This window comes from Sphingopyxis sp. HIX (assembly GCF_001468285.1).
In the GTDB taxonomy this organism is placed as follows: domain Bacteria; phylum Pseudomonadota; class Alphaproteobacteria; order Sphingomonadales; family Sphingomonadaceae; genus Sphingopyxis.
On the sequence record NZ_LNSB01000029.1, the window covers coordinates 1 to 12,278 of the forward strand.

Sequence of the window (12,278 nt, forward strand, 5' to 3'; positions counted from 1 at the left end):
ATTAAGTTGTCCCCCCCCACCCCAAAACCGCCGGCGCGCCCCAGCCTGCAATCAACGCAATCGCAAAAAAAGAGGCGCCCGAAGGCGCCTCCCGATATTCGTCCGTTTGGGCGGCCTTGCATGGCCCGCGCAATTCTCAGTCGTCGCTGACCGGCTTCGACTGGAGCTGGATATAATTCTGCAGCCCCATGCGCTCGATCATCTCGAACTGCTTCTCGAGCTCGTCGACATGATGTTCCTCGCTCTCGAGGATGTCGGCGAACAGGTCGCGGCTGACATAGTCGCGCACGCTTTCCGAATGCGCGATCGCATCCTTCAGCAGCGGGATCGCCTCTTCCTCGAGCGCGAGGTCGGCCTTCAGGATCTCCTCGACCGTTTCGCCGACGCGCAGGCGGCCGAGCATCTGGAAATTGGGCAGGCCGCCGAGGAAGAGAATGCGGTCGGCCAGCTTGTCGGCGTGCTTCATCTCGTCGATCGATTCCTCACGCTCGAAATGCGCGAGCTTCGCGACGCCCCAATTGTCGAGCATGCGATAGTGCAGCCAGTACTGGTTGATCGCGGTCAGCTCGTTCTTGAGCGCCTCGTTGAGGAAATCGATGACCTTTTCGTCGCCCTTCATGATGTCAGTCCTGTCATTTTGTCTCGGGAGTGGGATGGGCGCATCATACCGCCCCAGACCCCTTCAGGCCAAGGTCAAAAATGGCGGAAAACCGAGAAAAATCAGGCGGTCGCGGCGACGTCGCTGATGATATTGCGAGCGAATGGCAGGCACTGGCCGCACTTGGGTTTGCGACCCAGTTGCGCATAGGCCGCCTTCGCGCACCGCACTTCGCCATTCCGCGCGACGTCGCGCAGCTGGCTCTCCCTTATTGCGTTGCAGACACAGACGACCATGTGCGAATCCTTCTCAACAACGCCGATGTAGGGATAGTGCGACGGACTCGCAACAGGAAAGTTGCGACTGGTTCGCATTCCGAACAGGTGCTCGCGAGGGACCGGGTGCTTCCGGATGCCATGGTCGATCCGCGCCGATTCGCGCGCCGCGACGTCCGATCGAAACTCGGCTATGTCCCGAGCGAAGGAGCAACGGATGAGCACCGACCGCGACACCGTGCGCGCCGATGACCGGGCCGCGGTGGACTATGCCGCCGAAGCCGCCGCGATGCCCTTATGGGTAGCAGCGGAGATCGACATGTTCGTGGCGGCGCTCGGCGGCGCGGGCCGGGTGCGCGCGGGCGACGGCGAGCATGTGTCGGTCGACGGGGCGCTGCGTTACACCGAAACCTATTGGTGCGAGCCCGCGCTGCGCGCCGTGCTGGCCGATGCCGGCTGGATCGTCGAAGACATGCTTCGCTGCACCGGCCGCCCCGGGGATCCCTGGCTGAGCGTCCGCGCGCGTCGCGGGTGACGTCTCGGGCGACCCGCGCGCCCGACATGCAAATTGCGCATCGCGGTGGGAGCTTTCGCTTGCCCCTCGCGGCGTTCGCGGGCATAGGCGCGCGCATCATTTCCGCCCCCCAAGCAACCAAAGGCGCACCCCATGAAAGTCCAGGTCTATGTGACGCTCAAGCCCGGGGTGCTCGACCCGCAGGGCAAGGCGATCCATCATGCGTTGGAAGGCCTCGGCTTCGGCGGCGTCAGCGACGTGCGCGCGGGCCGCTTCATCGAGCTCGAGGTCGCCGACGACACGAGCGACGCCGATCTCGACGCGATGTGCGCCAAGCTGCTCGCGAACACGGTGATCGAAAACTACCGCATCCAGCGCGCCTGAAGGGAAACAGAGCCATGAAGACCGCCGTCATCGTCTTTCCCGGCTCCAACTGCGACCGCGACATGGCGGTCGCGCTCGAAACGGTCACCGGCCAGGCGCCCGCGATGGTGTGGCACCGCGAGAGCGAACTTCCCGCGGGCATCGACTTCATCGCGCTTCCCGGCGGCTTCTCCTATGGCGATTACCTCCGCTCGGGTGCGATGGCGGCGCGGTCGCCGATCCTGACCGCGGTGACCGAGGCGGCGGCGCGCGGCGTGCCCGTGCTCGGCGTCTGCAACGGCTTCCAGGTGCTGACCGAGGCGCAGCTGCTCCCAGGCGCGCTGATGCGCAACGCGGGGCTCAACTTCGTCTGCCGCACCGTGCCGCTGACGGTCGAGAACAGCCAGTCGCTGTTCACCGCGGGCTATCAGGCGGGCGAGGCGATCGACATTCCGGTCGCGCACCACGACGGCAATTATTTCGCCGACGCCGCGACGCTCGACCGGCTCGAGGGCGAGGGGCGCGTCGCCTTCCGCTACGCCGACAGCGTCAACGGCTCGGCGCGGGGCATCGCGGGCGTGCTCAACGATGCCGGCAATGTGCTCGGCATGATGCCGCACCCCGAACGCGCGATCGACCGCGCGCACGGCGGCACCGACGGGCTACGCCTGTTCGAGGCCGCGCTCGGCGTCCTCGCCTGACGGCAGCGGCTCGGCCGCCGTCCGCTGCGGCCACCAGCGCTCGACGATAACGAGCACGCTCGGCCACAGGCAGGTGTTCCAGATGTCGTGCCAGTGCGCGGTGTCGGGCGCGAGCCGCCCGCGCAGATATTCGCCCTCGATATCGAGCCATTCGCCGGCCAGCGCCGCGGCGACGACCGCGATCCATGCCAGCCAGGCCGGGCGCCGGAGCCCCAGCCGCATTAGCAGATAGACCGCCATGCCGGCGTAGATGTGCAGCGCATCCTTGCTGAGCCCGCTGCCGTCGATCAGCACCAGCTTGAGCTGCTGATAGAGGAGCGTCGCCTCGTCGGTCACGCGGTCACACCTTCGCCTTGAAGGGCGTGAAGTCGGTGCCCTCGTCGAAGACGTCGACGCCCTCGCGGCGTTTCAGCGCACCGACGACCACATAGGTGACCGGGGTCAGTGCAATTTCCCACGCGGTCTTGAAGAGCCATTGGAACAACACAACCTCGTACAACTGCTCCGGTGGCCATCCGGCAAGCCCGTAAAAGGCTAGCGGGTAGAAAATTAAGCTGTCGAGTCCTTGGCCAATGACCGTGGAGCCAATCGTCCGCATCCACAGGTGGCGCCCCGCCGTCCAGATCTTCATCCGTGCGAGGACATAGCTGTTGGCGAATTCGCCGACCCAGAACGCGAGCATCGACGCGATCACGATGCGCCAGCTGTTGCCGAAGACGAACTCGTAGCTTTCTTGCCCGGGCCAGCCCTTGGCGGGGGGCAGCGATACGACGACCCACGCCATGAACGCCATGAACGCGAGCGCCGCGAACCCCGTCCAGATCACGCGCCGCGCGCGCGCATAGCCATAGACCTCGGTCAGGACATCGCCGATGATGTAGCTGATCGGGAAGAAGAGCACGCCGGCGCCGAACGCCCATTCGGCGCCGTTCGGCAGCACGATATAGCTGGGTTTCGACGCGCCGATGATGTTGCTGAGGAGCAGGATCGCGACGAAGGCCGCCATCAGCAGGTCGTAATAGCGGAAATGCCGCACGGCGGCGGCACTGGTGCGGATTGGGGTCGCTGCGGGCTCGGTCATCGAACCGCTGCTTAACGCGCTTTGATCCTCACGCAAACCACGCTATTCGCGCGATCCACAGCCTCGTGCACGCGCCCGTAGCTCAGCTGGATAGAGCACCCGCCTTCTAAGCGGGTGGTCGCAGGTTCGAATCCTGCCGGGCGCGCCAGACTTTCGCGTTTTGCCATTTCGGCAGGTGCGAAAATTTCGAAACGCGATCATTGATGTCAAGCGGCGATCCGCGCTTCGCAAATTTGTCCGACGCGGGAGCTCGAGAGCAGAATCCGGCTGGCTGTTCATACGGCGTCCGCCAACTTCTTTTTTGTGGCGGTCGATGGGGGTATCCGAATAACATGGTCGTGCGAGCGGCGGACAATATGGGGGTGTCATGAAAAGGCGGGCTATTATTTGTGCTCTTTTACTTGCGCTGCCTTCGGCCGGGGCCGCGCAGGAATATAGCGCCGAAGAACTGGCCGAAAGGATTCGCGCGACGGTCGGGAGCGAGGCAGCCGCACCACGGCAGGCGCCGGGTGCCACCCGCACTTTTTCCTTCGAGAATGGCGTCGATAGCGGGCGCAAGCCCGAACATATCGCGCCGCCGCCCAAGGCCGTGCCCGCTCCGCCGCCGCGACCCGCGCCGAGCGCGGAAACCTGCACCGCCGCCGCCAATTTTCACGGAATCCTGTTCGAACTGGGATCGGCCCGAATCGCCGACGATCGCGAGACCTCGGCCACGCTGAGCGAATTGGCGCGCGCGCTGACCACCCCCGACCTGGCCCATCTGTCGCTGATCATACGCGGCCACACCGACACAAGCGGGGGTGACCGAGTCAATCTGCCGCTGTCGCAGCGGCGCGCCGAAGCCGTCGCCCGCCGCCTGATCGCCGCCGGGGTTGGTCCCGGCCGCGTCCGGGCCCGGGGCATGGGATCCAGCGTCCTGGCGGACCCCGGCGACCCGACGGGATTTCAGAACCGCCGCGTCGACATCTGTTTCTGATCGGCCTTATTCGACAATATAGGTCAGCGTATCGACCGATAAGTCGGGGGCTGCCTTGGTCGCGGCCTCGATCAGCGCATCCGGCCCGTCGAAGCGTTCGAGCGGGGTGAAGGCCGCGTCGGGTACGGCATGTGCGATGCGCGGCAGGAAATCGTCGCTGGCGGCAAGGCAGGTCACCCATTCGGTCACACCGCGCGTTTGGCCACGGATCACATAGGGATCCTGGTCGCCCGGCATGCGCAGCACTTCCCCCGGTGCGAGACGGTACGCCGGCCGCCCGGGATTGGGAAAGAGCCGGGTGACCTTGCCGTCGGCGTCGGCATAATAGCAGGCGACATAAGCGGGTTCGGCGACCGTAACCTGGAAGGCCAGCTTGTCGGTCGCGGCCACGCGCGGCAGGTCGCCCGTGTTGTAGCGGAACGGACCGGGAGCGCCCGCGACATGCACCGCGGGCCGGCCCGTCGCGGGCCGGTTCATCGGCGCCGGGGTGGCCTCTATCTGATGGAGCTTTTCGAACAGTTCGAAGCGAATTTCGCCCGAAGGGGGTAGCCCCTGGCTGCGTTCGAACGCCGCGATCGCTTGCCGCAACTGCACCGGGGTGGGATTGGCCGGGGCCAGGCCGCGACGCACCATCGCCGCGACGATCGCCTCGCGCTGCGCCGGGGGCTTCATCTTCCGATATTCGTCCCAGAGCGCGGCGCGCGTGTCGGCCGAACCGACCGCCGCGAGGCACTGGGCATAGGGCACCTGGATGAAGGAACCGACCGCCTGGATCATCGCGAGGTCGATCAGCGCCTTGACCCCCGCATGCAAACCATCGGTCTCGCTGCTGCTCATCGACAGCGAGCCGCCGAGAAAGCTGAGCGCGCCGCTCACCAGCCGCGCCTTGCTCTTCGATTCGAGCGTCAGGGTCGCGGAACTGAACGTGCCGTCGATGAGCTTCTGGTTGGCATCGAGCAGATAGAAGGACACCGTCAGGTTCGAGATACCGGTCCGGTTCGTCGCATTGGCGCCGATGACCGATGCGATCGACAGGCCGCCGCCGCCGTCCTTCGTGCTGACCTGCTGGTCGAGCCCGGTCAGCGATCCCGCGGTTCGCAGAAACCCCCCCTTCCTGTTTTCCGGCAAGTTGTCGGGATCGAAGGCGATCGTAAAAAAATGGCTGCGCTGCGACATCTTGGTCGCCGCGCCGATGATCATGTCGCGCGTAAAGCCGCCCTTGCCGTCGGGATCGTCGATTCCCGCCGGAATCAGGTAGAAGCCCGAACCCGCGCTGCTGCTGCGCGACAAGAGTTCGTCCATGCACGAGAGCGCGGGATCGAACGCGCTCTGGGCATTGACCGGAACATTGGACGGCCGGCCCGGACTCGGACGCTTTTGCGCCGCGGCCGACGGAATGAGCATCGCCGCGGCGACAAGCGTTCCGAGCGTGCGGTGTACGATCGTCATCGGGTCAGCGCACCATGTCGAGCAGATGCGGGGGAAGCTTGCTCGTCTTTCCTATCGCGGGGCATTGCTCGCCATTGCTGGTGCCGACGAAATAGATCGTGTCGGCGAGGACGATCTGGCCCTCCTGGCCCAGTGCGAGCGTATCGGGTCGCGGCTGGGACCGCGGGTCATTATCCTCGTCGCCGCGCGGCAGCGTGCGCGGGTCGCAGCGGACGAATTGCGGGACGAACGACACGTCGGGCCCCGCCATCGTGTGGAGCATCTGCGTCGTGTTCGCGATTTCGATCGGCGCGCCCGAGGCCTCGGTGCCGAGGTCGACCTCCTTCGCGCGCGGGGGCTGCACGTCGGGAACGCGAACCCGCACGGGATTGCGCGGCGCCGCCAGCGCCGCCGCCTGCGCCTGGGCCACATGGGGCGTGACCAGCCCGATCGCGAGGATGAAGCCGATGACCGAATGCCGCATGATGCTTCTCCTCAACAGCCGCGCCGCGTCGAACCGAGAACGATGTTCGACGATGCCCAGGGAATGAAATCGACCGCCACGACGGTGCCGACCGACACCAGCGAGCGTGCGCTGCCCTGGCGTCCCGGCCCCGCCGTCGCGGCGCTGATCCGGGCGCTGCTGCCGGGCAGCAGCGAAATGGCGGCCGCGGTTCCGATGCGGCTGTGAAGCCGCACATCGCCATGCACGTCGCCGCACACCGTCGCCTCGCTGATCGAGGCGCGCGACCCCGCGCCGGCCGCGAGCGCAACGCGGACATTGCCGCTGGCGCTTTCGGTCGCCGACCCGTCGACCGTCGCGCCCTCGCGCACATTGGCCGATTCGATGCGCGCCTGCGATCCCGGCCCGGCGGCGATCGCGACGCTTTGCGACACGTTCGACGAAAGCCTGACATCGCCGCTGACCCGCGCCGCCTGGGCATGGGCGGCCGCGGCGAGGGCGGTCGTCGCGAGCAAGCTCCCCGCAAGCCAAAAAGCCCGATTTTTCATCGATCGTCTCCTGCACAGGCGACCGGTGCGGTGCCCTCTACCGTTCTTCGGGTGGGCATTTCACGCCCTGTGCGGATTTTCCCCCGGGTCATCGTCATATTTTTTCGACCGTGAAGCGGATCGTACGCTGTTCGCGGACGGCCTGGCCGGCAAGGCGCGAGCCCGCGTCGAGCAGCGAGCGGTCGCCGCCCGCATCGCCCGTCGCGACCACGAGAAATTCGTAGCGGCCGGCCGGCGGCGTGATGCGAAAGCCCGCGCCGCCGCGCGGCAACCGGACGCGCTCGCCCGCGCGCAGCCGAAGCGGCTCGCCCGTTTCGGTTGCCGGGATGACCGGACTGGTGTCGCCCGCGGGATCGCGCAGCCACACGCGGACGGCCGCCGCGCGCGCGACCGATATGTCGAGGTGGACCCGGTCTTTGAGGGCATAGACGCCCGCGGGTCGGTCGAGCGCCACCGACAGGCCGATCGCGTCGGGTGCCGCGGCGCTGCCCGATGCAGCGAGCAGCGCACAAACAGGCAAGGCCGACCAGCGCATCATTCTTCATCCCCCCGCATATCCGCCGCGCGCCGCAGCAGGTCGTCGGCCCGGCGCGGGTCGGCGGCGACGCCGATCCCCTCGCGATGGATTTGAGCCATGTCCTCCACCGCCGCCACCGATCCCTTTTCGCCTGCCCGCTCCAAAAAACCCAGTGCGATTTTCATCGAGGCGGGATCGCCGGGTCCCGACAGCCACAGGTCGCGGCCGTGCGCCGCCAGCCCGTCGGGATCGCCGGCGAGCGCCGCGCGGCGCCAATAGGCGGAGGCGAGGCGCGCGCCCCCGTTGAGTGCATGCGCCTGGCCGGTCAGAAACAGGATTCGCCCCGAATCGGGCCGCGCGCGCGCCGCGGCCCCGCAGCGCTCGACCGCCGCCGCGATTCCCGCGGGTTCGTCCGCCGCGCCGGGTGCGTCGAGCGCCCGAAGGGCGGCTTCGCAATCGCGCAGCGGCGCGGCGCGCAGCATCGACCAGCCATAGCCGGCCGCGACGACGAGCAGCAACGCCCCGGCGGCGGCGAGCGCCATTCTGCGCGCCGACCATTTTTGTGGCGCCCGATCGGCGGCGGCCGTCCACAAATCGGCAAGATCGTCGATCCGCTCGGCCGGGCGCAGCACGATGCGTCCCGCCTGCGCCGCCGCGGTCAGGGCCGCGCGCGTCGCCTCGTCCGCCGCGTCCAGGTTGCGCTTCGCAAAGGCGAAGACCGGCGGGGTTGCGGGCGGCGCCTGTTCGAGCGCGCGAAGGATGTGCCGGACCTTGGCCTCGAATGCGTCGATCGGCTCGATCGTGCCGCGCCCGCCCGGCGCGATGCTGCCGGTGGCGATGACCGGGGCCGCGGGCGGCGCATGGCGCGCGCCTTTGTCGGCGAGTGCGAGTGCGAGCCCGAAGGAGCGGCCCGAAAAATCGCGGCGCAGAAAACGGATCATCACGCCGTCGAGGCGGCGGGCATCGGGCTCCCCTGCGCGCGCGTCGGCCAGCATGTCGAGCGCGTCGGGATGCTGGTGGCCGACCGCGAAGCGCTCCTGCCCGTCGAGCGTCGGCATCGGCTCGGCGCGCACGGCGGTCAGGATCGCCTCACCCAGGATCACGACGGGAAACCGGATTTCGACGACGCCGCCCGCCATGACCTAGACGAACCCCAGCGTGAGGCTGTGTGTCCTGAGCCGCGTCATCGGCGATTCGTCGCGGTCCCAGAAGGCGTCGACGCCGCCGTCGCGGTCGGGAAGCCCCGACAACCAGGTGACGCCGCCCGAATCCGCAATGCGGACGCCCGTCCCGGCGGGGATCAGCGCCAGCGCGTCGGGCGACAGCGCGACGCTGACCAGCCAGTCGCCCGATCCCGGCGCGCGCACGATGCGGACCGTCACCCCGGCTTCGCCGAGCACCAGTTCGTCGGGATCGCCGTCGTCGGCCGCCATGCGTACGAAGCTGCGATCGAAGCGGCGATCGGCCCAACGCATTTCCAGTTCGGCGAGCACCGCGCGCCGCGCGCCCAGATAGGCGCGCCGCGCCGAGGGCGAGGCCCAGACGCGCGCCGCATCGTCGTCGCGCCATGGGGCGCCGCGCGCATAGTCCGCAAGCCGCGGCTCCAGCTCGGCGATTTCGGCCTCTTCGAGCGTCTCATGCTGGCGGTTCAATATCTCGGCGAGCGCCTGCGCTTCGGAAATCTTCATCGCGCCGCCTCCAGCATCCGCGCACGCAGCTTGCCGAGCACGCAATCGCTGAGCAGCGCCTCGGCCTTTTCGCGGATATGGTGGAATTTGCGGCGGCTCATCCCGATCTTCAGGCAAAAGGCCGAGACGGTGGTGTCGCCGCGATGCAGCGACACGGCATAGATTTCGCCATGCGGTTCGGGCAGTTCGCCGCGGCATTCGTTGAGATAGGCGAGCCCGCGCTGGAAATCGGGCAGCATCTCGACATCGGCTGCGCCGACATCGAACACATCTTCGGGTTCGTAATAATCGTCGCAGAATTGCACGAAATAGGCCCTCACCGTGTCGGGCTCGCGCGGCAGATTCTTGTCGGCCGGGAAATGATCGCGGACATGGTCGGCGACGGCTTCGCAAACCGCTTTCGAATAGCGTTCGCGGGGATCGTCGCGATGATCGTCCCAGCCGTGCTCGTTACGCAGCAGAGCGAGGATCGGCTGCAGGCGCCGCCAGGTCTTGGCGCGATTCTCGACGTCGGACGAGGCGCGCAGCCGCATGCGATAGAGGCCGCTGCGCAGGCAGCCCCAGACGACCGCCGGGCCGTCGGGGCCCGTCAGCCGTTCGCCGGCTCTGACCAGTTCGTCGCGCATCGGTTCGGCATCTCCAAAAAGGCTGATCGCGGCGGCATACATCGTGCTGCGCGGGGGCGCGGCGCCGGCGCGGCGCCCTTCGTTGGCGGCAAGCGCCGCGCGGGTCCTGTCGAGCGCGCGCGCGGCCCGGTCGACGAAGCGCGTCCAAAGCGCCTCGTCCGGCTTCCCGTCGCGCCCGATCGAATCGACGACCTCGTCGACGAGTGGCGTCACTATGCCGAGGATCGATCGGCTCGAAATGGTCCAGTTGGACTCGAGCCAATAGCGATCGTCCGGTCCGAGCTGCCCCATGCTATTCCCCCGATTGCGTCGAATAGCTATCGAGGCACCCTTTCGATCTCAACGAAAAATTTCTCATATTATCCGGCGTGTGCAGGTTCCGCTATTTACAGCGCGGAGCGCCCACACTGGTGTCGACCGTCAAAACCTGTTTCCTGTGGGCTGAATTGGTCGCCGGCATACCGATATCGGTGCTTCCGGTGGGAGGCGGTCCATTGGCGGCCCCGACATCCGTCGCGCCATCTTCATACGGCGTCTTTAGGATGTCTTTTGCGAATGTTGAGCCGGATGGGCCACCGAAACAAAGACAGCCCCCGGCCGCGAGGCCGGAGGCTGTCCCGAACCGGTCAATATTTGGGAGCGCCGATCGAGGCCTGCGTCGCCGAGGCGATGGCACCCTTGCCGGTGGCGACCGCGACCTGAACGTTGCTCTTGGCGTCAATGTCGACATTGCCGCCGATGCGGGTATCCTCGAAGATCGTCGCCTGATCGGCGCGCGCCCGAGCCCCGTCGCCGGTGGCGACCGCGACCTGAACATTGCTCTTGGCCTTGATGTTGACGTTGCCGGCGATGTCGGTCGACGCCTGGCGCGACTGACCCGAGGCGGCGGCCGCCTGAGCGTGGGCGGGAGCCGCGAAGGCGACCGAAGCGGCGACGAGGGCGAGGGCGGCGGTTGCGTTGCGAATGATGGTCATGATGTCTCTCCGGTGGGAGGCGGGATGCCTCTGTCCTGTCATCGGGTGGGCGGCGCAGGGGGTGTGCGCAAAGTGCGAAAATTTTTTCGCGCGCACCGCCCGGCGGGTATCCGGAGCGCGGCTGGATACGGCGCCCGTGCGCCGTGCGAGCTCCGCTATGCCATTCGAAACGGTGTATAATCGGAACGATCGCGATTGCGGAGAAGCGCCGCGCGCCATATAGGATTCGCGGGGTCACGAAAACTTGTCGACGGGTATCCGGTTCAAGGGGGATTCCGGCAGATGCTCAGCCGCCTGCGCGTCATTATTTTGTTTTTTCTTGCGGTGCCCGCCGCGATTCTCGCCCTGTCCGCGACGCCCGCGGCCGCGCAGCCGAAGAATGTCGCCCTGATCATCGCCAATTCGCGCTACGAGCAGGCGACCGCGCTCAGCAATCCGCCCGCCGATGCCAATCTGATCAAAAATGCCCTCACCGCGGTCGGCTTCAGCAACGTCGCGGTGGTGCAGGATGCGACGCGCGCGCAGATGGAAGGCGCGCTGCGCAACTTCAGCCTGCTCGCCGACCAGGCCGATGTCGCGCTGATCTACTACGCCGGTCACGGCATGGAACTGAACAACACCAACTATCTGATCCCGGTCGATGCCCGGCTCGCGCGCGACCGCGATGCCGAGATGGAAGCGGTCAAGCTCGACACGCTGATGCAGATGGTCGAGAATACGCGGCGGCTGCGCATCGTGATTCTCGACGCGTGCCGCAACAATCCCTTCGATGCCAAGATGGTCCGATCGCTGGGCGGCACCCGCGCCGTGTCGCGCGGACTGGCGGCGGTCGAGCCGGTCGGCGAAAGCCTGGTCGTCTATGCCGCAAAGGCGGGAAAGACCGCGGCCGACGGCACGTCGGGCAACAGCCCCTTCGCCCGCGCGCTGGCGCGCCGCCTGATCGAGCCGGGGCTCGAGATCAGCTTCGTCTTCCGCAAGGTGCGCGACGATGTGCTGCAGGAAACCTCGGGCGAGCAGGAGCCTTTCCAATATGGCTCGCTGTCGGGTCAGGAATTTTATTTCGTCCCGCCGAAACCGGGCTCGGCGCCCGCGGCGCGGGTCGTGGATATGGAGACCGAAGCCTGGGACCTGTGCAAGACCGGCGCGACGCGCGGACCCTGCGACTCCTATATCAGCCGCTATGCCGGCGGGCGGTTCGAGGAACTGGCGCGCGCGCGCCTGTCCGATTTCGGCGCCCCCGCAGCCGCGCCGGGCCTTTTTGCCCAGGCCGAGGCCGTCGCCGAGCTGGGCATCCATGTTCGTGGCGCGGGAGGCGACGGGATTGCGGTCGACGCCGTCGATCCGCGCGGGATCGCATCGGGGCAATTGTTCCCGGGCGACATCATCATGAGCATCAACAGCGCGAGCCCGGATCGTTCCGTGGCGCCCGCCTCGCAGCTTTCGGGCGCGATGGGCGCGCAGGGTCGCATCAAGCTTTTGGTCAAGCGGGGGCCGTCGACGTCGATCGTCATCTTGCGCAAATAGGG

The 12,278-nt window shown here is 67.2% G+C and carries 17 protein-coding genes and 1 tRNA gene; 6 read left to right on the plus strand and 12 right to left on the minus strand.

Annotated elements, in window-relative coordinates:
* Positions 1-136 precede the first annotated feature (136 nt).
* Positions 137-619 carry a bacterioferritin gene (gene bfr, locus ATE62_RS14275; protein WP_058807879.1) on the minus strand — a complete coding sequence of 161 codons (483 nt, stop codon included), beginning with the start codon at positions 617-619 and terminating at the stop codon, positions 137-139.
* Between the two features lie 101 nt (positions 620-720).
* A complete protein-coding gene (locus tag ATE62_RS14280; RefSeq protein ID WP_058807878.1) occupies positions 721-894 on the minus strand; it encodes a (2Fe-2S)-binding protein in 174 nt (57 codons plus the stop codon).
* 196 nt (positions 895-1,090) lie between these two features.
* Here ATE62_RS14280 and ATE62_RS14285 point away from each other — a divergent pair, with 196 nt between their 5' ends.
* From ATE62_RS14285 to purQ, 3 genes are all read left to right on the plus strand, one after another.
* A complete protein-coding gene (locus ATE62_RS14285) occupies positions 1,091-1,408 on the plus strand; it encodes a hypothetical protein (RefSeq protein ID WP_058807877.1) in 318 nt (105 codons plus the stop codon).
* Between the two features lie 132 nt (positions 1,409-1,540).
* A complete protein-coding gene (purS, locus tag ATE62_RS14290; RefSeq protein WP_058807876.1) occupies positions 1,541-1,771 on the plus strand; it encodes a phosphoribosylformylglycinamidine synthase subunit PurS in 231 nt (76 codons plus the stop codon).
* Between the two features lie 14 nt (positions 1,772-1,785).
* Positions 1,786-2,451 (plus strand): phosphoribosylformylglycinamidine synthase subunit PurQ, encoded by a 666-nt coding sequence (gene purQ, locus ATE62_RS14295; RefSeq protein WP_058807875.1) that lies wholly within the window; start codon positions 1,786-1,788, stop codon positions 2,449-2,451.
* Here the strand turns inward: purQ and ATE62_RS14300 are convergent.
* Positions 2,413-2,787: a hypothetical protein gene (locus ATE62_RS14300; RefSeq protein WP_058807874.1), complete on the minus strand. Its 375-nt coding sequence runs from the start codon at positions 2,785-2,787 to the stop codon at positions 2,413-2,415. The two genes, purQ and ATE62_RS14300, sit on opposite strands and share 39 nt — an antisense overlap.
* A gap of 4 nt (positions 2,788-2,791) precedes the next feature.
* Complete coding sequence (locus tag ATE62_RS14305; RefSeq protein ID WP_058807873.1) at positions 2,792-3,532, minus strand: queuosine precursor transporter; 741 nt, start codon at positions 3,530-3,532, stop codon at positions 2,792-2,794.
* Between the two features lie 71 nt (positions 3,533-3,603).
* Between ATE62_RS14305 and ATE62_RS14310 the strand changes: the two genes are divergently transcribed.
* Together ATE62_RS14310 and ATE62_RS14315 are read left to right on the plus strand one after the other, a co-directional pair.
* Positions 3,604-3,680 (plus strand) — tRNA-Arg (locus ATE62_RS14310).
* A 219-nt stretch (positions 3,681-3,899) separates the two neighbouring features.
* Entirely contained in the window at positions 3,900-4,508 is a 609-nt protein-coding gene (locus ATE62_RS14315; protein ID WP_058807872.1) for an OmpA family protein, read from the plus strand.
* Positions 4,509-4,514: 6 nt separating this feature from the next.
* Here the strand turns inward: ATE62_RS14315 and ATE62_RS14320 are convergent, their stop codons facing one another.
* The 8 genes from ATE62_RS14320 to ATE62_RS14355 form a co-directional block, all read right to left on the minus strand.
* Positions 4,515-5,957: a DUF4384 domain-containing protein gene (locus ATE62_RS14320; protein ID WP_058807871.1), complete on the minus strand. Its 1,443-nt coding sequence runs from the start codon at positions 5,955-5,957 to the stop codon at positions 4,515-4,517.
* 4 nt (positions 5,958-5,961) lie between these two features.
* Positions 5,962-6,420 carry a hypothetical protein gene (locus ATE62_RS14325; protein ID WP_058807870.1) on the minus strand — a complete coding sequence of 153 codons (459 nt, stop codon included), beginning with the start codon at positions 6,418-6,420 and terminating at the stop codon, positions 5,962-5,964.
* 11 nt (positions 6,421-6,431) lie between these two features.
* Complete coding sequence (locus ATE62_RS14330; protein ID WP_058807869.1) at positions 6,432-6,914, minus strand: hypothetical protein; 483 nt, start codon at positions 6,912-6,914, stop codon at positions 6,432-6,434.
* A 127-nt stretch (positions 6,915-7,041) separates the two neighbouring features.
* Complete coding sequence (locus ATE62_RS14335) at positions 7,042-7,485, minus strand: DUF4384 domain-containing protein (protein WP_058807868.1); 444 nt, start codon at positions 7,483-7,485, stop codon at positions 7,042-7,044.
* Entirely contained in the window at positions 7,482-8,603 is a 1,122-nt protein-coding gene (locus ATE62_RS14340; RefSeq protein ID WP_058807867.1) for a sel1 repeat family protein, read from the minus strand. The genes ATE62_RS14335 and ATE62_RS14340 overlap by 4 nt, the downstream gene beginning before the upstream one ends.
* Before the next feature lie 3 nt (positions 8,604-8,606).
* Positions 8,607-9,152, minus strand: coding sequence for a hypothetical protein (locus ATE62_RS14345; RefSeq protein WP_058807866.1), 546 nt, complete (start codon positions 9,150-9,152; stop codon positions 8,607-8,609).
* Positions 9,149-10,069 carry a hypothetical protein gene (locus tag ATE62_RS14350; RefSeq protein WP_058807865.1) on the minus strand — a complete coding sequence of 307 codons (921 nt, stop codon included), beginning with the start codon at positions 10,067-10,069 and terminating at the stop codon, positions 9,149-9,151. The genes ATE62_RS14345 and ATE62_RS14350 overlap by 4 nt, the downstream gene beginning before the upstream one ends.
* 335 nt (positions 10,070-10,404) lie before the next feature.
* A complete protein-coding gene (locus tag ATE62_RS14355; protein ID WP_058807864.1) occupies positions 10,405-10,752 on the minus strand; it encodes a hypothetical protein in 348 nt (115 codons plus the stop codon).
* A 282-nt stretch (positions 10,753-11,034) separates the two neighbouring features.
* Here ATE62_RS14355 and ATE62_RS14360 point away from each other — a divergent pair, with 282 nt between their 5' ends.
* The gene (locus ATE62_RS14360) at positions 11,035-12,276 is read left to right on the plus strand and encodes a caspase family protein (RefSeq protein WP_058807863.1); all 1,242 of its coding nucleotides are present in this window, start codon (positions 11,035-11,037) and stop codon (positions 12,274-12,276) included.
* Positions 12,277-12,278 lie beyond the last annotated feature (2 nt).